Origin of the sequence: Xanthomonas fragariae, from assembly GCF_900183975.1 — a bacterium.
GTDB lineage: Bacteria > Pseudomonadota > Gammaproteobacteria > Xanthomonadales > Xanthomonadaceae > Xanthomonas > Xanthomonas fragariae.
On record NZ_LT853882.1, the window covers coordinates 1869127 to 1891139 of the forward strand.

Consider the following 22013-nt stretch of genomic DNA (forward strand, 5'->3'; position numbering starts at 1 on the left):
CACCGGAAGGGTGGCGCATCAATAGCAGGCTCGCATACCAGCGAGCCTGCGCATTGCAGACGATTGATTATTCGGGGTCGTAGTCCAGATTCGATGCCAGCCAACGTTCGGCCAATGCCAGCGTGATGCCCTTGCGTTTTGCGTAGTCGGCGACCTGTTCCTTGCCCAATCGCCCGACCACGAAATACTGGCTTTTGGGATGGCTGAAGTAATAACCGGACACCGCTGCGGTGGGCAGCATCGCGAAACTTTCGGTCAGTGTCATCGTGGTGTGGCGCTCGGCATCGAGCAAATCGAACAATGTGCGCTTCTCGCTGTGCTCGGGGCAGGCGGGATAACCCGGCGCCGGACGGATACCACGATAGCGCTCGGAGATCAGTGCTTCGTTGTCGAGGCTTTCGTCGTCGACATAACCCCAGAAATCGGTACGCACGCGTTGGTGCAGGCGCTCTGCCAAGGCTTCGGCCAAGCGGTCGGCCAGCGCCTTGAGCAGGATGGAGTTGTAGTCGTCGTGCGCTGCTTCGAAACGGGCAACATGCGGGTCGATGCCGATGCCGGCGGTGACCGCAAACGCGCCGATCCAGTCCTGCTTACCACAGCTCTTGGGCGCGATGAAGTCGGCCAGGCAGAAGTTGGGGCGGTCGATGGGTTTGTCGACTTGCTGGCGTAAGAAATGCAGGGAATGGGGAATAGAGAATCGGGAATGGTCGAGCGCTTGCGCACTGCGTTGCGATTCCCGACTCCCACTTCCCGATTCCGCAGGCTCGGTCAACAGCTCCACATCATCACCGACACTATTCGCCGGCCACAGCCCGACCACTGCTTTGGCGGTGAGCCACTTCTCTTCGACGATGCGCTTGAGCATGCGTCGCGCATCGCGATACAACTCACTCGCCTGCGTGCCGACCACTTCATCGCTGAGGATTGCCGGGAACTTGCCGGCAAGTTCCCAAGCCTGAAAGAACGGGGTCCAGTCGATCAGCTCGATCAACTCCTGCAGCGGGTAATCGTCGAACACGTGCACGCCTGGCTGACGCGGAGTGGGCGGGGTGTAGGTGTCCCAATCGCCATCGAAACGTTGTGCACGTGCTTTCTCCAGCGACACCAGTCGCTTTGCATCGCCGCGATTGCGGTGGCGCGCGCGAATCTCTGCGTAGTCGGCATTATTGGCGGCGACGAAGGCCTGGCGCAGGTCGCGCGAAATCAGCGATTGCGCAACGCCCACCGCACGCGAGGCGTCCTTCACCCACACGGTCGGCGCGGCGTAATGTGGGTCGATCTTCAACGCGGTGTGCGCCCGCGAGGTCGTGGCACCACCGATCAACAACGGAATCTCGAAACCTTGCCGCTGCATTTCGCGCGCCACATGCGACATTTCTTCCAGCGACGGCGTGATCAGGCCGGAAAGACCAATCAAATCCGCATTTTCCGCACGCGCACGGTCCAGGATCACCTGCGCCGGTACCATCACACCCAGATCCACCACGTCGAAGTTGTTGCATGCCAACACCACCCCGACGATGTTCTTGCCGATGTCGTGCACATCGCCCTTGACGGTGGCCATGATGATCTTGCCGTTGGACTTGCCGACATCGCCGGTGCGCAGCTTTTCCGCCTCGATATACGGCAGCAGATACGCCACGGCTTTTTTCATCACGCGCGCGGATTTGACCACCTGCGGCAGGAACATCTTGCCGGCACCGAACAGGTCGCCAACCACGTTCATGCCGTCCATCAACGGACCTTCGATGACATCCAGCGGGCGCGTGGATTGCTGACGAGCTTCTTCGGTATCGGTTTCCACGAACGCATCGATGCCATGCACCAGGGCGTGCGCCAGGCGCGCACGCACCGGCTTCTCGCGCCAGCCCAGGTCCTTGATTTTCGCCGCTCCCTTGCTGCCCTTGTAACGTTCGGCGATTTCCAGCAGACGCTCGGTGCCATCCTTGCGGCGGTTGAGGATCACGTCCTCCACGCGCTCGCGCAGCTCCGGGTCCAGTTCGTCGTAGATCGGCATGCCGCCGGCATTGACGATGCCCATGTCCATGCCGGCCTTGATCGCATGGAACAGGAATACCGAATGGATCGCCTGGCGTACCATCTCGTTGCCGCGGAACGAGAACGACACATTCGAAACGCCGCCGGAAATATGGCAGTGCGGCAGCGTGCGCTTGATCGCGCGCGTGGCTTCGATGAAGTCCACCGCGTAGTTGCCGTGCTCCTCGATGCCGGTGGCAACGGCAAAGATATTCGGGTCAAAAATGATATCTTCCGGCGGAAAGCCGACCTGTTCGGTCAGCACCTGGTAGGCACGCGTGCAGATCTCGACCTTGCGTGCGCAGGTATCGGCCTGGCCCACTTCATCGAACGCCATGACCACTGCAGCGGCGCCATAGCGCAGCACCTTGCCTGCCTGCTCGATAAAGACCGCTTCGCCTTCCTTGAGCGAGATGGAGTTGACCACGCTCTTGCCTTGCAGACACTTCAAGCCTGCTTCGATCACGCTCCACTTGGACGAATCGACCATCACCGGAATGCGCGCAATGTCCGGCTCGGACATGATCAGATTGAGAAAGCGCGTCATCGCCTTTTCGGAGTCGATCAGGCCCTCGTCCATGTTGACGTCAAGAATCTGCGCACCACTGGCGACCTGCTGGCGGGCCACGTCCACCGCTTCTTCGTAGCGTTCTTCCTTGATCAGCTTGCGAAACTGCGCGCTGCCGGTGACGTTGGTGCGCTCGCCGACGTTGACGAACAACAGGTCCGGGGTGATGACCAGTGGTTCCAGGCCGGACAGGCGGGTGTAGCGGGGAGTACTCATGTAATGCCCAAACAGGAAGGCTGCCGCGCGCGCAGCCGGACAAAGAGTGATCGGCGCTGCCGGCTGGCCCTCATCCGGCGCTGCGCGCCTGCTACAAGCGGCGTCGCGCCGTTTCCTTCTTCGGCGCGCGCGAGAAGGTGCCCGCAAGGCCGACGGTGGCGTGCGTGCTGCATCACGCCGCCAGGTCCTGCAAACCAGGCAACTGCCGCGGCGGCAGATCGGCCACCGCTTCGGCGATCGCGCGGATGTGGTCGGGCGATGTGCCGCAGCAACCGCCGACCAAATTGAGCAAGCCGGCTTGGGCGAATTCGCGCAGGGTTTCAGCCATTTCTTCCGGCGTCTCGTCGTACTCGCCGAATGCATTCGGCAGGCCGGCGTTTGGATGTGCGCTGACGTAGGCGTCGGCAATCTGCGACAGCGTCTCCACGTGCGGGCGCAGATCCTTGGCGCCGAGCGCGCAGTTCAGGCCTACCGATAACGGCCGTCCATGCGCCACCGATGCATAGAATGCTTCGGCAGTCTGGCCGGACAAGGTACGACCGGACGCATCGGTGATAGTGCCGGAGATCATCACCGGCAAACGTCCGCCGCGCGCTTGGAACACTTCTTCGATCGCATACAGCGCAGCCTTGGCGTTAAGCGTGTCGAAGATGGTTTCCACCATCAGTGTGTCCGCGCCGCCGTCGATCAAACCGTCGATGGCTTCGCGATAGGTTTCGCGCAAGGCATCGAAACTGGTGTTGCGGTAACCGGGGTCATTGACGTCGGGGCTGATCGAGGCGGTGCGGCTGGTGGGACCCAGCACACCAATCACAAAGCGCGGCTTGTGCGGCGTCAGCGCTTGGACTTCATCGCAACACGCACGAGCGACCTGTGCGCCGGCCTTGTTCAATTCGTAGACCAAGTGTTCCAGATGATAGTCGGCCTGGCTCACCGAGGTCGCATTGAAAGTGTTGGTTTCCAGCAGATCGGCACCTGCATCCAGATAGGCGCGATGGATACCGGCGATGATCTCCGGGCGCGACAGCAATAACAGGTCGTTGTTGCCCTTGAGATCGTGGCCTTCCGGGGCATGCGCGTGATCGCAACCGGGGCCATGCACATGCGCGCTGTCGTAGCCATCGGCAAACCTGGTGCCGCGGTAATCGGGCTCCTGCAGGTCGTGGCGCTGGATCATGGTGCCCATCGCGCCATCGATGATGAGGATGCGTTCGCGCAGCGCAGCGTTGAGCTCGGCAGCGCGCTCGGGATGTAGCCAAGGTAATGAGAATGAGATTGGGGAGTGGGCATTAGGGAGTTGTGCAGGCGTCATGATCCGGTTCTCTGCGAGGCAATGCGCTTGTTTTCATCCAATCCAGCATCTCGATTTCCGATTGCCGGCTTCGTCGCAATCAACGAGATCACTTCGAAATGCGGTGGACGCTTTTCGCGCGTCACCGTCTCCAGGCTGGACACCTCCAGCCCGGCTTTCTCGGCGAACTTGCGCAATTCCTTGGCCGCAAAGCCGAGATTGACGTGGCCATAGGCATGCACGGCCGCGCGATGTTCGTGTTTGGCCAGGCTGCACAACAGCAGCCGGCCGCCGGGGCGCAGAACGCGCGCGGATTCGGCCACCGCCTGCGCTGGTTTGGCCGCGTAGGTGAGCGCGTGCATCAATACCACCAAGTCGAAGCTGGCATCCGGGAACGGCAACGCATGCATATCGCCTTCGCGCACTTCCACATTTCGCAGCTTGCGCAAGCGCTCGCTGGCGGCGGCAACAACGCGCGCGCTGGTATCGATGCAGATGTAGCGGGTGGCGTGCGGTGCCACCAATTCCGCCAGCACGCCGTCGCCGGAGGCGATGTCGAGCACGTCGCCGGTTTCCAGCAAGGGTAGTGCAGTGCGCGCCAGCGCTTCCCAGGTGCGGCCCGGGGAGTAATGCCGCTCCATGTCGCCGGCCACCGAATCGGCCCAGTTCTGGTCGGCGGCGCGGTTGGCCAGCACCGCGGCCACGCGCTCGGCGTCCTGGCGCAGCAGTGGGTCGTCGCTGCCTGTGCTCAGCGCCAGCCACAAGGCACGCTGGGCCGGGTCCAGCGACACTTCGTCGAACCGGTAATAGGCCGACACGCCAGCGCGGCGGTCGCGCACCAGCCCGGCTTCCTTGAGCTTGGCCAGATGCGTGGACACGCGTGGCTGGGCCAGACGGGTTATGGCCGACAGCTCGGCCACGGTGAGTTCTTCCTGCTCCAGCAAGGTCAGCAGGCGGACTCGGGTGGCGTCGGCAAACACTTTCAGGCGGGCCGACCAGTCTTCCAGATCCATGAATATCTCTATATCGCGATATGGAGATATTTTCGACCGGGCAGCAGGTGCGGTCAACTGCATACGCATGCGAATGGTTGGCGTTACAATGGGGCTCAGCTCAAGCCTGGAGGGGTGCGCCGTGGATTTCAGCTTTACCGAAGAACAATTGATGATCCAGGATGTGGCGCGCCGCATCGCGCAGGAAAAGATTGCCCCCAGCGCCGAGCAGTTCGACCGCAGTGGCGAATTTCCGCTGGATAACATTCGCCTACTCGGCGAAAACGGCCTGATGGGCATTGAAGTACCGGCCGAGTACGGTGGCGCCGGCATGGACCCGATCAGCTACGCGCTGGCGATGATCGAGATCGCCGCTGCCGATGGCGCGCACTCCACCATCGTGTCGGTCAACAACTCGCTTTTCTGCACCGGCATTCTCAAAAACGGCAGCGAGGCGCAGAAGCAGTTGTACGTGCGCGCGATTGCCGAAGGCACGCATATCGGCGCATTCGCCCTGACCGAGCCGCAGTCTGGTTCGGATGCGTCGGCCATGCGTTGCCGCGCGGTGAAACACGCCGACGCCAGCTTCGTGATCAACGGCAAGAAAAGCTGGATCACCTCCGGCCCGGTGGCCAGGTACATCGTGTTGTTTGCGGTGACCGCGCCGGACGAGGGCACGCGCGGCATCACTGCGTTTATGGTCGACACCGACCGCGCCGGTTTTCACCGCGGCAAGACCGAGCCCAAGCTGGGCATCCGTGCCTCGGCCACCTGCGAAATCGAGTTTGCCGATTACATCGCTCAGCCCGATGAGGTACTTGGCGTGGAAGGCGAGGGTTTTAAGACCGCAATGAGCGTGCTGGATGCTGGACGTATCGGCATTGCCTCGCAGGCGGTGGGGATCGCGCGTGCTGCATACGAGGCCACATTGGCCTACGTGAAGGAGCGCAAGGCCTTCGGTGCGGCGATCGGCACTTTTCAGATGACCCAGGCCAAGATCGCCGACATGAAGTGCAAGCTGGACGCAGCGTTGCTGCTGACGATGCGCGCGGCCTGGTTGAAGGGTCAGGGGCAGAAGTTCGGTACCGAAGCGGCGGTGGCCAAGCTCACTGCCTCGGAAGCGGCGATGTGGATTACTCATCAGGCGGTGCAAATCCACGGCGGCATGGGCTACTCGAAGGAAATGCCGCTGGAGCGTTATTTCCGCGACGCCAAGATCACCGAGATTTATGAAGGAACCTCGGAAATCCAGCGGCTGGTGATTGCGCGCGGCGAGACCGGTCTGCGCTAAATGCGCATGTTCCAGCGCACTGCGGAGGTGGTGTTGCTGGAGCGTGCTGCCTGATGGTGTGAGGCACGTGTTTCTGCACATGCATGTGGACGACCCAGTGATCGGCTGATCGCCTGCCGAAATCGATCAGCGTCGAAGTGCTCGCTCACAAAGGGGCCAGGGCGGCGGGGCGGTATCGACACATGTACGATGCGCTTATCGGCGCGCGCCGCCGCCGCTTGTGGCCGCGCACAGAGGCAGACCATAATCGGCTGGCTCCCGATCAGCCGGTGTGCTCATGTCCCTGCTCTCGTATTTGCTTCGTCGCCGTGTGCGGTCGGCCGTCTTGGCGGGCTTCGCCGCATGCATATGCTTTTTGGGTATCGCCATGCCGACACTTGCGCACCCCCTGCCGCCTTCGATTGTTCCGGCCGACCGTTTGCAGGAAGCCTGGTGGGCGCAGCGGCATGCGCAGGTGCTGGAAGAGGTCAAGCGCCATCCAGACACGCCGCTGCTACTGATCGGCGATTCGATCACCCAGAACTATGAAAAAGCCGAAGCACCTGACGAAGACTTCCAGCCGACCTGGCAGACTTTTTACGGCAGCCGTGGCGCACTCAATCTGGGCTTCAGTGGCGACGGTACCGAAAACGTGTTGTGGCGATTGGCCAATGGTGAAGTCGACGGTCTGCAACCCAAAGTTGCGTTGGTGCTGATCGGTACCAACAACACTGGCCATCTTGGTCAGACGGCAGAGCAGGCCCAACTCGGCATCGACGCGGTGGTCGCGGCGATCGAGCAAAAATTGCCGAGCACGCACATTCTGTTGTTGAGCGTGCTGCCCAGCGATATTTCTAGCGAAAAGTCGCGCCGCGATGCGCAGATCAACCAGGGCTTGGCCGTGCGTTACGGCGACAACCCGCGCGTGAGCTATCTGGATGTCGGGTCGGTCTTTTTGCGCGACGGCAAGCTGCGCACTGAATTGTTCTACGACACCCGATTCCGCCCACCAGCCGGCGCCTTGCATCCGGACACGCAAGGTCAACGCATGCTGGCCGAAGCGGTCGAGCCGACCTTGGCACGCTTGCAGGGCGAACCGCCGGTCAAGCCGGTCGCCGAACTGGGCCGGGATTTTGCGACCTCGCTGTTGCCGGTCGATTGGCTGGAGCGGGATTCCTACGATTGGTATGCACGCCACCATGCTGCGCTCGCCATAGCGCTTACGTTGAAGCCTGAGGTGGTGATGATCGGCGATTCGATTACGCACTTCTGGGCCGGCCCGCCGCAGGCCACCCGGGTCAGCGGCGCGCATTCTTGGCAGTGGTTATACGGCACGCGGCCGGTACTGAATCTTGGCTTTGGCTGGGACCGCACCCAGAACGTGCTGTGGCGGATTCGTCAAGGTGAGCTCGACTGCCTGGATCCGCGCTGGGTCGTGCTGCAAATAGGCACCAATAATCTCGTCGGCACTGCGCAATCGCGTGCGAGTACGCCGGCCGAAACCGCACAGGGCGTGGAGGCCGTGGTAAACGAGGTGCACCGCCGCCTGCCTAATAGCAAGCTGATTTTGATGGCGATTATGCCGCGCGGCCGCAACGCCAGCGATCTGCACCGCGCGCCGATCACCGAAACCAATCGGCTGCTGGCCGCGCGTTACGGCAATGACCCGTCTGTGCGTCTGGTCGATATCAGTAACCAATTGCTGCAGCCTGACGGCACCTTGTCCGAAGCGCTGATGCCCGACGGCACGCATCCTAGCGAGGCGGGCTACAAGATCTGGGCACAGGCGCTGCGTGAGGCGGGGATCACGGCCTCGCCGTAAAAAAAGTGACCGCAGCGTGGTATACGGCGTTGTTGTCGCGCTGGGCCGCATTCGGCGGCGCGGTGACTAACCCCGGCAGTCCTAAGGTCGAATCTTTGCCTTCTTGGTCGATCAGGTCGCTCCAGCAGACCGGCGACACATGCAGCCCAACTATTCACACCCCAGAAACCAGAAGACCCCCGATCGCTCGGAGGTCTGTTTAAGCTGGTGCCCAGGAGAGGACTCGAACCTCCACGAAGTTACCCCCGCTAGCACCTGAAGCTAGTGCGTCTACCAATTCCGCCACCTGGGCAGGTGAGCCGCAAATCTTGCAGGCTCCTGGTGGGCTTGTCAACGGTTTGCGAGCGGCAATCGTCAACGGCTAAGCCGGCCTTGCTGCCCATGTCGCTGCTGCAAGGGTTACCATGTGGGCAATGACAAAGAAAAATATTCCAGATTCCGATCGGCCCAGTCGCCGCACATCCACCAGCCCGGGCGAGTCCACCACCGCCGAGAAACAGAAGTTGCCGGGCTGGATGCCGGACTTCCTGGTCCGTGCCGCCGCTGGCGCGTCGACCAAGTCCGCGAACAAGCGCGCTGCCGACAAAGCCTTGAAAGCCGCCTCGCCGGAGCTTCCGGCAATGCCGCCGCTGCCGCCAGCGCCACGCGCACCGCATCCGCGCAAGAGCGGCCCGCCTGCACCGCCGCCGGAAGGGTTGCAGCCCGCTGCTGCGGAATTCAAAGATCCGCACGCTGACCGCGAGGCATTGCGTTACGCCGAGCCGATCGCAAGCCGTGAAGCCATTCTGCAGTTGCTCGAAGCCTGCGATGGCCCGCAGACCGCCGAGGAAATTGCCGAGCAATTGAATCTGAGCGACCGCATCGATGCCCTGGGCAAGCGCCTGGCTGCGATGGTGCGTGAAGCGCAGCTGGTGCAGAACCGCCGCGGCGGCTACGCGCCGGTGCAGCAGACCAGTTTGATTGCCGGTGTGGTGATCGCCAATCCGGAGGGCTTCGGGTTCCTCAAGCCGGACGAAGGTGGTGACGATCTGTTCCTGCCGCCGTTCGAAATGCGCAAGGTGATGCACGGCGATCGTGCACTTGCCAACGTTACCGGCATCGACCGCCGCGGCCGTCGCGAAGGCGCAATTGCGCGTGTGATCGAGCGCCGCATGTCGCGCATGATCGGGCGCTTTTTCTATGAGCACGGCGTGGCCTACGTTGACCCGGACGACAAGCGTGTGCAGCGCAACGTGCAGATCGCCCCGGATGGTATCGGCGAGGCGCGCGAGGGCCAGTTGGTGGTGTGCGAACTGATCGCGCCGCCGGACGCGCGTCGCCCTGCGATCGGCAAGATCATCGCGGTGCTCGGCGACAAGCTGACCCCGTCGCTGGTGGTGGAAATGGCGATCCATGGCCACGAACTGCCGCACGAATTTCTGCAGGAAGTGCTGGACGAAGCGGCCGCCGTGCCGTTGGTGGTCGAGCCCGGCATGATCGGCGGGCGCGTGGATCTGCGGCAGATGCCGCTGGTCACCATCGATGGCGAAGACGCCAAGGATTTCGACGACGCGGTGTATTGCGAACCCAACGCCGACGGCTTCCGTCTGGTGGTGGCGATTGCCGACGTGTCCAACTATGTGCGCCCGGGTACGACGCTGGACGACGAAGCACAAAAGCGTGCCACCTCGGTGTATTTCCCGGGTTTTGTGGTGCCGATGCTGCCGGAGACATTGTCCAACGGCATCTGCTCGCTGATGCCCAAGGTCGATCGCATGTGCTTCGTCTGCGACATGCAGGTGGGACGCGATGGTGAAGTGACCGGCTCGCGCTTCTACGAAGCGGTGATGAATTCGTATGCACGGCTGACTTACACCCAGGTCTGGAAGGCGGTCGGCGAAGACGACGCCGATACCAAGGCGTTTATCGGCCCGTTGTTGCCGCAGGTACAGCGTTTGCATCAGCTGTACAACGTGCTGTCGAAGGCGCGCGCACATCGCGGCGCGATCGAGTTCGAAACCTCCGAAGTGCGCTTCGTGCTCGACAACACCGGTGAGGTCACCCAGGCCGGCATGCTGGTGCGCAACGATGCGCACAAGCTGATCGAAGAATGCATGATCGCCGCCAACGTCGAGGCGGCGCGCTATCTGCTGAGCATGCATGTGCCTGCACCATACCGCGTGCATGAGCGACCGCCGGAGAGCAAGTTCGAAGACCTGCTGGAATTCCTCAAGGAGTTTCAACTGAGCCTGCCTGCGTGGAGCAAGGTGCGCCCTGGCGACTACACCAAGCTGCTGAAGAAAGTGCGTGCGCGTCCCGACGCGGCGTTGCTGGAATCGGTACTGCTGCGCAGCCAAAGCCTGGCGGTGTATTCGCCTGAGAATAACGGCCACTTCGGTCTGGCGTTGGAGGCGTATGCGCACTTCACCTCGCCGATCCGGCGTTATCCGGATCTGCTGGTGCATCGCGCCATCAAGCATGCGTTGACTGGGGCCAGCCCGGAGAAGTTCATCTACACCCCGCGCCAGATGGCGGCATTGTCGCTGCAGTGTTCCGAGCGTGGGCGGCGTGCCGACGAAGCCGAGCGCGAAGTCGACGAGCGCTATCGCGCCGCGTGGATGGAGAAGCATGTTGGTGGCCAGTTCGATGGCGTGATCAGCGGTGTGACCGGATTCGGTCTGTTCGTGGAGCTGACTCAGTCCAAGGTCAACGGCCTGGTGCATGTCACCCAGTTGCCGCAGGACTACTACCAGTTCGATCCGATCCGCAAGACACTCAGCGGCGAGCGCCGTGGCCGCGCGTTCCGTCTGGGCGACCCGGTGCGTGTATTGGTGCTCAAGGCCAGCATGGAAGAGCGCAAGATCGACTTCCGTCTGGCAGAAGATCGTGGCGACGCGCCCGAGCCGCCGCCGCTACCGCGCGCGCAGCCGTCCAAGCGCAAGAAGAAGCCATACTGATAGATCGCATTGCGAGCAGCTAGGTAACGGCTGCTCGTCGCATGCTGGAGTGTTGAGTACGCTTTCATGCCGATGCGAGCACCTAGCTCGCATCGGTTGCCGTACTAGGTATCTCGCATCGAGATCACGATGGACACACAAGCCGAATACAGCGATGGCTGCCAATGCGGCGCAGTGCGGTTTCACGCGCGCGGCACGCTGTCAGACGCCTCGATCTGTCATTGCCGCATGTTTCACACATACAGCAGCGCTGCGCAACACGAGGTAGCCGCCAGTGCGTGACATAGCTTGGGCGCGTCCACCGTGGCATTCGACAGTTCCTCTTTCGCGTGCCTTCTGTCACTGCGCACAGGTTCGCAAGCCCTGGCCGTGACGTGGCCGGCTGCAAGCCCTACCATTCCCGTTTATCTCTTTGTATACGCGCGCAATGAGCAAGCAGAATCAGTGGATCGTCGGTGTCAACGCCGTCGCCTCGTCCGTCGAGAACGACGCCGACAACGTGCGTGAGGTGTTGATCGAGGCCGGTAGCAAGAATCCGCGTCTCACCGAGATCGAGGAACAGGCGCGCCGCAAGGGCATCGATGTGCGCCGGGTCAATACCCAGGCGCTGGACGGTGTGGGTGGGCAGGTGCGCCATCAGGGCGTGGCTGCGCGCTACGCTGCCGCGCGTCTGTGGGCGGAGAACGAACTGGAGGGCCTGGTCGAGGCAGCAGAAGGCCGTGCGTTGGTGCTGGTCCTGGACGGCGTGCAGGATCCGCACAACCTCGGCGCGTGCCTGCGCAGCGCGGCGGCAGCCGGTGTCACTGCGGTGGTGATCCCCAAGGACAAGTCGGCGACGGTCAACGCGACGGTGCGCAAGACCTCGGCCGGTGCAGCCGACCGCATTCCGGTGGTGGCGGTGACCAATCTGGCGCGCTGCCTGCGCGATCTCCAGAAACAGGGCGTTTGGCTGTATGGCCTGGCTGGCGAGGCTGAGGCGTCGTTGTATAGCGTCGATCTGCACGGCAATGTCGGGCTGGTGCTCGGTGGCGAGGCCGATGGTCTGCGTCGTCTCACGCGCGAGCATTGCGATGGTCTGGTCAAGATTCCGATGCCGGGCGATATCGAAAGCCTCAACGTCTCGGTCGCGGCCGGTGTGACCTTGTTTGAAGCCGTGCGTCAGCGCCTGGGCGCCTGATCGCGCTTGCGCGCGATGGCTAAGGCGCACGCGCGCATCGACCGGCATATCGAAAGCGCATCGTCCGGCCGAGCGCTGGTCTACACGCTTCTACAAACCACCCACACAGCGCGGATTGTCTTGCCGATGCATTGGTACTCGCACGCGCAGGGCGTTTCATAAAAACTTTCGACAGCGTGCGCATCGGTCGCCGAACGCGTGCCCGCGTTTTTGCCTACCGTATCGCTAGCAAACGGCGTGGTGTGTCTGATGAACTACGGGCTGGGCGCTTGGCAAACGGGCGAGGGCAGATGCGATGTCCAGGCGTCAGAACGACGAGATAGGCCGTGGCGGCGTTGGCTCAGCGTTGGCGCCTGCCTGCTGTTGGCGTTGTGCTCGCTTGCTGCACCCGCACCCGCACGATCATGCGATCACGCGAGCGACAGCTGGAGCTCGCACAACGGGTTGCCGCACAACTCTATACGCGATATCGCGCAGACCCGCGACGGCAACCTATGGTTTACCACCTGGGAAAGCCTGGTGCGCTGCAACGGGATGGAATTCAGTGTCATCGATCGCAATACGCGCCCAAGTCTGCCCGCGCATGTGACGTGATTACGCATCAAGTCTGACATCTTCGAGCGCCAAGCGCACGAAGATGCGTTGACCGGCCTGCCCGATCGTCGTCACTTCGACCAAGCACTGGCGCGCGACATCAGTCATGCACGTCGCAGCGGTCGGCCGTTAGCGTTGGCGATTCTGGATATCGATCATTTCAAGCGCATCAACCACCATTAGTCGCACGCCAGCGGGCGACCGCACGCGCCTGGGCGGCGAAGAGTTCGTCTTGCTGTTGGCCAACACCACCCTGGACGAGGCAAAGGTGCTGTGCCTGCGTATCCGCACGCTATCCCATAAGCGCCACGACTGGAGCGGCGTGGACGAATTGCAGGTGACGTTTTGCGCCAGCCTGGCTGAACTACACGATGACGACACCGGAACGTCGTTGATGCAGGGCGCCGACCATGCCTTGTACGACGCCAAGTGTGCAGGGCGCGACCGGATTTGCGTGGACTAGGCTGGGAAATCGGAAATCGGAAATCGGAAATAGTAAAAGCGAGGTGCCTTGCACCCCCTCCTGCGGGACATTATCTCCTTATGGGGAGAAGGTGCTCGGAGGGCGGATGAGAGTACGGCCCAACGGGGCGGTGCAGCCCAAAGCCAACTGCTATTCGGTTGCAGCTTCAGCAGGAAGGTATTTCAACCCGTAAAAACACCGTGCCTTTGTCAATCTCCAATGCCAAATCCCAGCTCAAACAGACCCCGGCCAGGCATTGGCGATCGTGCAGAACAGCCGTGCGGTCTGTTCGGTGTCGTAAACCGCGCTATGCGCATCGGCCGCGTTCCAGTCCAGCCCCGCTGCTTGCGCTGCGCGTGCCAGCACAGTTTGTCCATACGCCAGACCGGCCAAGGTCACCGTATCGAACACGCTGAACGGATGAAATGGATTGCGTTTGTGACCAACGCGCGCAACTGCCGCGTTGAGAAAGTTCAGATCGAAATGCGCGTTGTGGCCGACCAGGATCGCGCGCTGGCAGCCGTACTTCTTCACCGCTGCACGCACTGGCGCGAACACATGATCCAACGCGTCTTTTTCGTGCTTGGCAAAGCGGAACGGGTGATCGAGCACGATGCCGGTGATTTCCAGCGACTTCGGGTCGATTTCCAATCCAGGCGCGGGCACCAGATGCGCACTGGCGGTTTCGCCAGGGAAAAAGCGCCCCTGAGCATCCATTTCGATCGGCACGCAGGCAATTTCCAACAGCGCGTGCTTATTCCAGTCGAATCCCCCCGTTTCCACATCCACCACGACGGGTAGATAGCCGCGAAAGCGCCGCGACATGGGTAAAAAGGAGGTGGCAGGCTGCAGATCGACCGGTTCGTTCATCCACATAGCCTAGCAGGTCGCACGCCGGGCTCTGCCATAGCTACATAACCAGCCGCATTAGACATCCGTCGCTGCCGCGATGGTTCAGTTGCCAAGCGCTCGCAGCGACGATAAGGAGGGGGCATGGCGGTAGTTACTGGAAGCTGAAATACGTGATGAAATAAAGCGTGGTAGCCGGTTTTGTCGCGTGCCGACAACGTCATCGACACGCCGCTGTCGGTCAGATGACGCCAGTTGTGCTGGTGTCGTCGCGCTTCAGTCGCGGCGGCAGCGGCTGCTCGCCATGCACCAGGAACCAGACGTTCTCGGCGATATTGGTGGCGTGGTCGCCGATGCGTTCCAGATTCTTGGCCATGAACAGCAGATGCGTGCACGGGGTGATATTGCGCGGATCTTCCATCATGTAAGTCAGCAATTCGCGGAACAGCGCAGTGTATTGCGCGTCCAAGCGCGCATCTTCGTCGCGTACACGGATGGCCGCATTGGCGTCCTTGTCGCGATATGCCTGCACAGCGTCGCGCACTGCGGTGGCAGCCATCTGACCAAGTGCCCGAAGGCCGACCGTCTGCGGCAGGGGCGGTGCGGAATTGAGCGCGATCGAGCGCTTGGCCACGTTGGCCGCGTAATCGCCGATGCGTTCGATATCGGCCGGAATGCGCAGGCCGGCGAGAATTTCGCGCAGGTCGCGTGCCATCGGACCACGCAGGGCCAGACGCATCACGTCATGGCTGATCGCATGCTCGAGCGCATCGATCGCTTCGTCGTTGACCACAATGCGATGCGCTGCATGGTCATCGCGACGTTCCACCACATCCAGTGCGGCCTCCAGCTGCGCCACCGCTGTGTCGCCCATGCGCAGGATCTCGGCGACAAGACGGTGCTGCTCCTCGTCGTAACTTTTGACGATATGGTCGTTGAGGTGCTGGGTCATCGTGATCTCGATTCGTGGCAGTGGTGGATGTCCGCCGCTATCTTGGCGACATTGCACGCGGTGGGCGTTGTGCAGGCGAGGGTGCGGCGGAGCTGCTTCAATGCAACGCTGCGATGAATCGCCTTACATCAACCGAAGCGGCCGGTGATGTAGTCCTCGGTTTGCTGCTTGGACGGTTGGGAAAAAATCGTTCCAGTGCGGTCGTGTTCGATCAGATCGCCCAGATACATGAAGGCAGTGTAGTCGGACACGCGCGCAGCCTGCTGCATGTTGTGGGTCACGATCACGATGGTGTACTCGCGCTTGAGCTCTTCCATCAACTGCTCGATGCGGCTGGTAGAAATCGGATCCAGCGCCGAGGTCGGTTCGTCCAGCAACAACACGTCCGGACGCAGCGCAACCGCACGTGCAATGCACAAACGCTGCTGTTGACCGCCGGACAGCCCCAACGCACTTTGCCCCAGCTTGTCTTTGACCTCGTCCCACAGCGCGCCTTGACGCAGTGCCTGCTCGACACGGTTCTGCATGTCGGCCTTGGACAGTTTTTCGTGGTGACGAATGCCGTAGGCGACGTTTTCGAAGATCGTCATCGGAAACGGCACCGGCTTCTGGAACACCATGCCGACCTTGCTGCGCAAGCGGTTCATCGGGTACTTCGGCGACAGGATGTTTTCGTTATCCAGCAGCACTTCGCCACGCGCCTCCATCTTCGGATACAGCGCGTAGATACGGTTGAAGATGCGCAGCAACGTCGACTTGCCGCAACCAGAGGGACCGATCAACGCGGTGACGCGCTTTTCCGGAATCTCAATGTTGATGCTCTTGAGCGCGTGGTATTTGTCGTAATAAAAATCCAGATTGCGTGCGGCCACCTTCACCGGCGCCTGCGCCGTCGGCGCCCCCTTGGCGGCCCGAACAGCGATGCGATGCATCGGCTTGGCGTTTTGGAGATCGTTCATGTCTGGTGTCCGGAGGGAAAGGTCAGTCATTGGAAATCTTGTTGCGCAAGAGCAGAGCACGTGCACCCAGGCTCACCAAGAACACGAACACCGTCAACACCAGTGCACCGGCCCAGGCCAGGGTTTGCCAGGTTTCGTAGGGGCTACCGGCGAACTGATTCATGATCACCGGCACGCTGGCCATCGGCTGAAAGATATTGCTGTTCCAGTATTGATTGCCGAAGGCGGTGAACAGCAGCGGCGCGGTTTCGCCGCTGATGCGTGCCAGCGCAAGCAGGATGCCGGTGAGGATGCCGGCCGAGGCGCTGCGATACAGCACCTGCACGGTGACCTTCCACTGCGGAATGCCCAGCGACAACGCCGCCTCGCGCATCTGCGCCGGCACCAGCCGCAGCATTTCGTCTGTGGTGCGTACTACTACCGGCAACACGATAAAGGCCAGCGAGAGCGCGCCAGCAAACGCCGAAAAGCGCCCGCCGGTCTGCATCACGTACAGCGTGTACACGAACAGGCCGAGCACGATCGACGGCGCCGACAACAGAATGTCGTTGACAAAGCGCACCACCAAACCGGCCTTGCGTGCATTGCCGTACTCGGCCAACCAGGTGCCTGCTGCAATACCCAGCGGCGTGCCGATCGCCAGCGCCAGGCCGCACATCACCGCACTGCCGAAGAAAGCATTCAGCAAACCGCCTTCCTGCATCGGCGGCGGAGTCATCTTGGTAAACAGATTGAGGTCGATGCCCGGCACGCCTTTGGACAACAAGGTCCACAGAATCCAGGCCAGGAACAACAACCCGAACAACGCGGTGACGCACGACAGCAGCAGCGCAACGACATTGGTCACGCGGCGGCGGTTGTAGAGGGATTGCGAGACAGACGACATCAGTTGCCCTCCCGACGCGACAGCTGCATCAACATGAAGCGCGCAATCGCCAGCACGATAAAGGTCACGATGAACAGCACAAAGCCCAGCAGCAACAAGGCCGAACGATAGGTCTCGGTAGCCTCGCCGAAATCATTGGCGATCAACGCAGCAATGGTGGTGCCGGGCTCCAGCAGCGACGGCGACAACCGCACCGTGTTGCCGACCACGAAGGCCACCGCCATGGTTTCGCCGAGCGCACGGCCTAGGCCCAGAAATACGCCGCCGATCACCGCAGAGCGGGTGTAAGGCAGCACGATGTCCCAGCTGACTTCCCACTTGGTCGAACCCAGCGCATACGCCGATTCCTTCAAACGCGTCGGCACTGTCAGGAACACTTCGCGCATCACCGAAGAGATAAACGGAATCACCATGATTGCCAGCACGAAACCTGCGGTGAGCAAACCGATCCCCAGCGGCGGCCCTTGAAACAGCGGGCCAATCAACGGCAATGTTCCGAGGTGATCGTTGAGCCATGGTGTCACGTGCTCTGTCATCACCGGCACCAGCACGAACAGGCCCCACATGCCGTAGATGATCGAAGGGATGCCGGCCAGCAATTCGATCGCCGTGCCGACCGGGCCGCGTAACCAGCGCGGCGAAACTTCGGTGAGGAAGAATGCGATACCGAAACTCACCGGTATCGCGATTACCATCGCGATCAACGCGGTGACCAAGGTGCCGTAGATCGGCGCCAGTGCGCCGTATTTGTTTTCGACCGGATTCCAGTCGGCAGAATAGAAAAAGCTCAGGCCCTGCATCTGCAGGACATGGCGCCCGCCCCACAGCATCGATAGCGCAGCGCTGCCGAGCGCCAACAGGACGAAAACGACCGTGGTGGCCAGCGCAAGCTTGAACAGGCGATCTGCGCGTGCATCGCGCAGATCGCGGCCGCGTGGCGCGGTCATCGCTTCAGGAATTGCGGTGGCATTCATTCGATTGGACTCGTCACCGCGCAACGGCGGGAGCGTGAGACAGCAGGCACGGTGAGGCACCTGCAGGTACCTCACCGCAGCGCAACCCGCCGCATCGGCGGGTGCAGGGCATCACTTGAACTCGCTGCCCCAGTAGGCCTCGATCTGCTTCACCAGCTCTGGCGGCAGCGGCACGTAATGCAGTTCGCTGGCCTGGGCTTGGCCGTTTTCCAGCGCCCACTTGAAGAAGTCCAGCGTCGCCTTGCTGCGCGCGGCATCCTTGGGTTGCTTGTGCATCAGCATGAAGTTGGTCGCGGTGATCGGCCATGCCTTCTGGCCTGGTGCGTTGGTGATCACCAGGTTGAAATCCTTGGCGTTGGCCCAATCGGCGCTGGCAGCCGCGGCTGCAAAGCTCTCGGCATTCGGTTCGACCCACTGGCCGGCTGCGTTTTGCATCGAGGTATACGGCATCTTATTCTGCAGCGCGTAAGCCAGTTCGACGTAACCGATTGAGCCCTTGATCTGCTGCACGTACGAGGCCACGCCTTCGTTACCCTTGCCGCCAACGCCACCCGGCCACTGCACGGAGGTGCCTTCGCCGACCTTGCTTTTCCACTCCGGGCTGACCTTGGACAAGTAGTTGGAGAAGTTGAACGTGGTGCCCGAACCCTCCGAGCGATGTACCAGATTGATCTTGGTGGCCGGCAGGGTCACGCCCGGATTGGCTGCGACAATCGCCGCGTCGTTCCACATGGTGACCTTGCCCAGGAAGATGTCGCCCAGCAGCGCGCCGGTCAGCCGCAGCTTGCCCGGTGTGATGCCTTCCAGATTCACCACCGGCACCACGCCGCCGATCGCCGACGGGAACTGGCCCAGGCCGGCCTGCTGCAATTCGGTGCTGTCCAGCGGCTTATCGGTCGAACCGAAATCCACGGTGCCGGCCTTGATCTGCGCAATTCCGCCGCCGGAACCGATCGACTGGTAGTTCACCTTGTTGCTGGTGGCGGCGTTGTAGTCGGCCGACCACTTGGACATCAGCGGGTAGATGAAGGATGCACCGGCGCCGGAGATTTCAGCGCTCTTGCTGTTGCTGGCAGTGGTACCTGCGCTTGGAGCACCCTTTGCGGCGTCGCCGGACTGCGCGTCCTTGCCGGGCGAGCACGCGGCCAGGGCGAGGGCGATGGTGAGAGACAGGGCGGTCAGGCTGGCCGACTGCAGTTTCATAGAAGCTCCGAGGCTGGATTGGCCGGATGTCCGGCAGACCACGCTATGAAATGATGTTTTTGTTACGCGTGCATGACAGTGCCTTCTGGCGAAGATATCACAAAAGAAGACGCGGCCCCGTAAGGCCGCGTCCCGGTGCCAATGCCGGTGGGAGAGACGGCGTCGTTCTGTACGTAGTCGCCCCTGAAAAACCCCAACCACCCAACGACCGCAAGGCCTTGATGTCTTCTCCGGCGTGCCAGAACTACCAGTGTTCGCTACGCTGAAGGCTGGTTTCTTGCAATTTCCGCCCATGCGTACACGCCGTCCTGCTGCCGAAGACAGACCCGCCGACGAGTTGTTTCGTTCGCGGCTGGAGAACCAGATCGATCTGCGTCATCCGCTGGCGCGGCTGAGCCAACGGATGCCGTGGACGGCGTTGGAGCAAGCACTTTCATCGCGCTTGCCGGCCACCCAGGCCGGTGGCGGTCGGCCGGCATTGCCGGTGCGGCTGATTGCCGGTTTGCTCTACCTCAAACACGCCTACGACCTGTCCGATGAAGCGGTGTGCGAGCGCTGGCTGGAGAATCCGTACTGGCAGTTCTTCACCGGTGAGGTCGTGTTCCAGACGCGTTTGCCGTGCGATGCCAGCTCGCTGACGCGCTGGCGGCAGCGCCTGGGTGAGGCCGGGATGGAAGAGCTGTTGGCGCACACCATCAACGCCGCGCATGCGATGCAGGCGGTGGACGCACGCGAGTTGTCGCGGGTGATCGTGGACACCACGGTGCAGGAAAAGGCGATCGCCTATCCGACCGACAGCCGTTTGCTGGAGGTGGCACGCAAGAAGCTGGTGTTACTGGCCAAGCGGCACGGCATCGGATTGCGGCAGAGCTACGCGCGGCAAGGCCCGGCCCTGAGCCGCAAGGCAGGTCGGTATGCGCATGCGCGCCAGTTCAAGCGGATGCAGCGCGTGCTGCGACGTCAACGCACAGTGCTGGGACGGCTCGTGCGCGACATCCAACGCAAACTCGATCAGGTAAACACCGGCGTGCGCGAGCGCATCGCTGTCTGGCTGGAACGTGCGCAACGGCTGTACACGCAGCGTCTGAAGGACAAACAAAAACTGTACGCATTGCATGCCCCGGAAGTGGAATGCATCGGCAAGGGCAAGGCGCGTCAAGCGTACGAATTCTGTGTCAAGGTCGGCATTGCGGTCACCGCCTGCAAGGGATTGGTCGTGGGTGCGCGCAGCTTCCCGGGCAACCCGTACGGCGGCGATACCTTGGCCGAGCAGCTGGAGCAGACACGCGGGTTGCTGCAGGATGTGAGCGTAGAACCGACGGTGGCGATTTGCGTCGCTGCAGGCTGAAAGGTGCCCAAGGCGATGCGCTGCACGTGCTCGGCTGCGCGGCCGGCTACAACCTGCGCTGGCTGCTGCGCTGGATCGCGTTTTGCGTGCCTGGATGCGGGCGATGGGATGGTCATCCTTGAGTGCTGTGCCGCTGTCACCGACGGCACTTGGCGCTTGAAGGGGATTTTTCAGGGACGACTACGTATCTCAACGTCCTGGAGTGGCTCACAAACCGTAGCGAGCAGTAGTCTACTGGGCGCGAACGGCGCTCAGAACCGCAGTATTACGAGCCCTAAATAACGATTAAGGACACCCCGAGCCGCGTCCGCCTGGCGGTGGTGCAGTAGTCCTGATGGCCACTCTTAGTGGGGCAGATTCTTGGCCCAATAGCCTTCGATCTGGGTCACCAGGCTGGCCGGCAGTGGCACGTAATCCAGCTGCCTGGCCTGCGCATCGCCCTTGCTGTAAACCCAGCGGAAGAACTCCAGCGTGTTTTTGAGGCCGGCCGGGTTCTTCGGTTTCTTCTGCACCAGGATGAAGTTGGTCGCAGTGATCGGCCAGGCGTTGTCGCCTGCGGCATTGGTCATCACCAGATAGAAGTCCTTGCTGTTGCCCCAATCGGCGCTATTGGCGGCGGCGGCAAAGGTCTCATCGGACGGCTGCACGAACTTGCCGGCAGCATTCTTCATCGCGGTGTAGGCCATCTTGTTCTGCAGCGCATACGACAGCTCGACGTAGCCTATACCGCCTTTGATCTGCTTCACGTAAGCGGCCACACCCTCGTTGCCCTTGCCGCCGATGCCGGTCGGCCACTGCACGGTAGTGCCTTCGCCGACCTTGCTCTTCCAGTCCGGATTGACCTTGGACAGATAGTTGGTCAAGTTGAAGCTGGTGCCCGAACCATCGGAGCGGTGCACCACGGTGATCTTGCCCTCCGGCAGCTTCACGCCCGGATTGAGCGCGGTGATCGCCGGATCGTTCCAGGTGCTCACCTTACCCAGGAAAATGTCGCCCAGGGTTTTGCCATCCAGCTTGAGCGCGCCGGCTGCGATACCAGGCACGTTGACCACCGGCACCACGCCGCCGATGACCGAAGGGAACTGCGCCAAGCCGGCGGCGGCCAATTCTTCCGGTTTGAGCGGCGCATCCGACGAGCCGAAATCCACGCTGGCCGCCTTGATCTGGGCAATGCCGCCGCCCGAACCGATCGATTGATAGTTGACTTGCTTCTTGGTGGCGGCGTTGTAGTCGGCCGACCACTTGGACATTACCGGATAAATAAACGAAGCACCGGCGCCGGTCACATCGGCGGCTTGGGCGCACAGTGCCAACGAGGCGGCGAGCACGCCGACGGCCAGACGGGTCTTCAAGGAGTGGACCACGGAACAGCTCCTGTAGCGTAGGGATGAGAACGTCCAGCAATCGTGCCATTGCAGAGCAGCGGCATGACCGCTCGGTGTCGGAGAGATGACAGGGCAATGACGGCGTGGCGTG

Annotated in this window: 15 protein-coding genes, 1 tRNA gene and 3 pseudogenes; 8 read left to right on the top strand and 11 right to left on the bottom strand. The window is 61.9% G+C overall.

The features are described from left to right. Positions 1 to 67 precede the first annotated feature (67 nt). From metH to PD885_RS08690, 3 genes are all read right to left on the bottom strand, one after another. Positions 68 to 2821 (bottom strand): methionine synthase, encoded by a 2754-nt coding sequence (metH, locus tag PD885_RS08680; protein ID WP_002804417.1) that lies wholly within the window; start codon positions 2819 to 2821, stop codon positions 68 to 70. Between the two features lie 172 nt (positions 2822 to 2993). Beyond that, the gene (locus PD885_RS08685) at positions 2994 to 4133 is read right to left on the bottom strand and encodes a homocysteine S-methyltransferase family protein (protein WP_002804418.1); all 1140 of its coding nucleotides are present in this window, start codon (positions 4131 to 4133) and stop codon (positions 2994 to 2996) included. Next, complete coding sequence (locus tag PD885_RS08690; RefSeq protein WP_002804419.1) at positions 4130 to 5125, bottom strand: ArsR/SmtB family transcription factor; 996 nt, start codon at positions 5123 to 5125, stop codon at positions 4130 to 4132. Before PD885_RS08690 ends, PD885_RS08685 begins: the two co-directional genes overlap by 4 nt. Positions 5126 to 5213: 88 nt before the next feature. Here PD885_RS08690 and PD885_RS08695 point away from each other — a divergent pair, with 88 nt between their 5' ends. Together PD885_RS08695 and PD885_RS08700 are read left to right on the top strand one after the other, a co-directional pair. After that, complete coding sequence (locus tag PD885_RS08695; protein ID WP_082244205.1) at positions 5214 to 6395, top strand: acyl-CoA dehydrogenase family protein; 1182 nt, start codon at positions 5214 to 5216, stop codon at positions 6393 to 6395. Positions 6396 to 6762: 367 nt separating this feature from the next. After that, complete coding sequence (locus PD885_RS08700; RefSeq protein WP_088056809.1) at positions 6763 to 8196, top strand: platelet-activating factor acetylhydrolase IB subunit; 1434 nt, start codon at positions 6763 to 6765, stop codon at positions 8194 to 8196. A gap of 205 nt (positions 8197 to 8401) precedes the next feature. On the opposite strand, the gene PD885_RS08705 is transcribed toward PD885_RS08700, so the two are convergent. Next, positions 8402 to 8488 (bottom strand) — tRNA-Leu (locus PD885_RS08705). 121 nt (positions 8489 to 8609) lie between these two features. Between PD885_RS08705 and rnr the strand changes: the two genes are divergently transcribed. From rnr to PD885_RS08730, 5 genes and pseudogenes are all read left to right on the top strand, one after another. After that, a complete protein-coding gene (gene rnr / locus PD885_RS08710; RefSeq protein WP_088056810.1) occupies positions 8610 to 11132 on the top strand; it encodes a ribonuclease R in 2523 nt (840 codons plus the stop codon). A gap of 129 nt (positions 11133 to 11261) precedes the next feature. Beyond that, positions 11262 to 11363: pseudogene (locus PD885_RS08715) on the top strand (GFA family protein); the annotation flags it as partial. Between the two features lie 196 nt (positions 11364 to 11559). Beyond that, positions 11560 to 12309 carry a 23S rRNA (guanosine(2251)-2'-O)-methyltransferase RlmB gene (gene rlmB, locus PD885_RS08720; RefSeq protein ID WP_002804425.1) on the top strand — a complete coding sequence of 250 codons (750 nt, stop codon included), beginning with the start codon at positions 11560 to 11562 and terminating at the stop codon, positions 12307 to 12309. 249 nt (positions 12310 to 12558) lie between these two features. Continuing rightward, the gene (locus tag PD885_RS22705) at positions 12559 to 12903 is read left to right on the top strand and encodes a two-component regulator propeller domain-containing protein (protein WP_040762347.1); all 345 of its coding nucleotides are present in this window, start codon (positions 12559 to 12561) and stop codon (positions 12901 to 12903) included. After that, positions 12904 to 13366 (top strand): annotated as a pseudogene (locus PD885_RS08730) (GGDEF domain-containing protein); the annotation flags it as partial. A 234-nt stretch (positions 13367 to 13600) separates the two neighbouring features. Here the strand turns inward: PD885_RS08730 and rnt are convergent. The 6 genes from rnt to pstS (PD885_RS08760) form a co-directional block, all read right to left on the bottom strand. Beyond that, complete coding sequence (gene rnt / locus PD885_RS08735) at positions 13601 to 14242, bottom strand: ribonuclease T (RefSeq protein ID WP_087946418.1); 642 nt, start codon at positions 14240 to 14242, stop codon at positions 13601 to 13603. 214 nt (positions 14243 to 14456) lie between these two features. Beyond that, positions 14457 to 15167: a phosphate signaling complex protein PhoU gene (gene phoU, locus PD885_RS08740; RefSeq protein ID WP_002804427.1), complete on the bottom strand. Its 711-nt coding sequence runs from the start codon at positions 15165 to 15167 to the stop codon at positions 14457 to 14459. A gap of 128 nt (positions 15168 to 15295) precedes the next feature. Next, positions 15296 to 16126, bottom strand: a complete 831-nt coding sequence (pstB, locus tag PD885_RS08745; protein ID WP_002804428.1) for a phosphate ABC transporter ATP-binding protein PstB — start codon at positions 16124 to 16126, stop codon at positions 15296 to 15298. 22 nt (positions 16127 to 16148) lie between these two features. After that, positions 16149 to 17012, bottom strand: coding sequence for a phosphate ABC transporter permease PstA (gene pstA / locus PD885_RS08750; protein ID WP_002804429.1), 864 nt, complete (start codon positions 17010 to 17012; stop codon positions 16149 to 16151). Then, positions 17012 to 17986 carry a phosphate ABC transporter permease subunit PstC gene (pstC, locus tag PD885_RS08755; protein WP_002804430.1) on the bottom strand — a complete coding sequence of 325 codons (975 nt, stop codon included), beginning with the start codon at positions 17984 to 17986 and terminating at the stop codon, positions 17012 to 17014. Before pstC ends, pstA begins: the two co-directional genes overlap by 1 nt. Positions 17987 to 18097: 111 nt before the next feature. Further along, positions 18098 to 19189: a phosphate ABC transporter substrate-binding protein PstS gene (gene pstS, locus PD885_RS08760; protein ID WP_002804432.1), complete on the bottom strand. Its 1092-nt coding sequence runs from the start codon at positions 19187 to 19189 to the stop codon at positions 18098 to 18100. 292 nt (positions 19190 to 19481) lie between these two features. On the opposite strand from pstS (PD885_RS08760), the pseudogene PD885_RS08765 reads away from it, so the two are divergent. Then, positions 19482 to 20697, top strand: a pseudogene (locus tag PD885_RS08765) (IS5 family transposase). 184 nt (positions 20698 to 20881) lie between these two features. Here the strand turns inward: PD885_RS08765 and pstS (PD885_RS08770) are convergent. Further along, on the bottom strand, positions 20882 to 21901 hold the full coding sequence (gene pstS / locus PD885_RS08770) for a phosphate ABC transporter substrate-binding protein PstS (protein ID WP_002804435.1): 1020 nt from the start codon (positions 21899 to 21901) through the stop codon (positions 20882 to 20884). Positions 21902 to 22013 lie beyond the last annotated feature (112 nt).

Excerpts from the sequence above, each read along its gene's own strand:
- metH (WP_002804417.1), bottom strand. The coding sequence starts at position 2,821 with ATGAGTACTCCCCGCTACACCCGCCTGTCCGGCCTGGAACCACTGGTC.
- PD885_RS08685 (WP_002804418.1), bottom strand. The coding sequence starts at position 4,133 with ATGACGCCTGCACAACTCCCTAATGCCCACTCCCCAATCTCATTCTCA.
- PD885_RS08690 (WP_002804419.1), bottom strand. The coding sequence starts at position 5,125 with ATGGATCTGGAAGACTGGTCGGCCCGCCTGAAAGTGTTTGCCGACGCC.
- PD885_RS08695 (WP_082244205.1), top strand. The coding sequence starts at position 5,214 with ATGGGGCTCAGCTCAAGCCTGGAGGGGTGCGCCGTGGATTTCAGCTTT.
- PD885_RS08700 (WP_088056809.1), top strand. The coding sequence starts at position 6,763 with ATGCCGACACTTGCGCACCCCCTGCCGCCTTCGATTGTTCCGGCCGAC.
- rnr (WP_088056810.1), top strand. The coding sequence starts at position 8,610 with ATGACAAAGAAAAATATTCCAGATTCCGATCGGCCCAGTCGCCGCACA.
- rlmB (WP_002804425.1), top strand. The coding sequence starts at position 11,560 with ATGAGCAAGCAGAATCAGTGGATCGTCGGTGTCAACGCCGTCGCCTCG.
- PD885_RS22705 (WP_040762347.1), top strand. The coding sequence starts at position 12,559 with ATGAACTACGGGCTGGGCGCTTGGCAAACGGGCGAGGGCAGATGCGAT.
- rnt (WP_087946418.1), bottom strand. The coding sequence starts at position 14,242 with ATGTGGATGAACGAACCGGTCGATCTGCAGCCTGCCACCTCCTTTTTA.
- phoU (WP_002804427.1), bottom strand. The coding sequence starts at position 15,167 with ATGACCCAGCACCTCAACGACCATATCGTCAAAAGTTACGACGAGGAG.
- pstB (WP_002804428.1), bottom strand. The coding sequence starts at position 16,126 with ATGAACGATCTCCAAAACGCCAAGCCGATGCATCGCATCGCTGTTCGG.
- pstA (WP_002804429.1), bottom strand. The coding sequence starts at position 17,012 with ATGTCGTCTGTCTCGCAATCCCTCTACAACCGCCGCCGCGTGACCAAT.
- pstC (WP_002804430.1), bottom strand. The coding sequence starts at position 17,986 with ATGAATGCCACCGCAATTCCTGAAGCGATGACCGCGCCACGCGGCCGC.
- pstS (WP_002804432.1), bottom strand. The coding sequence starts at position 19,189 with ATGAAACTGCAGTCGGCCAGCCTGACCGCCCTGTCTCTCACCATCGCC.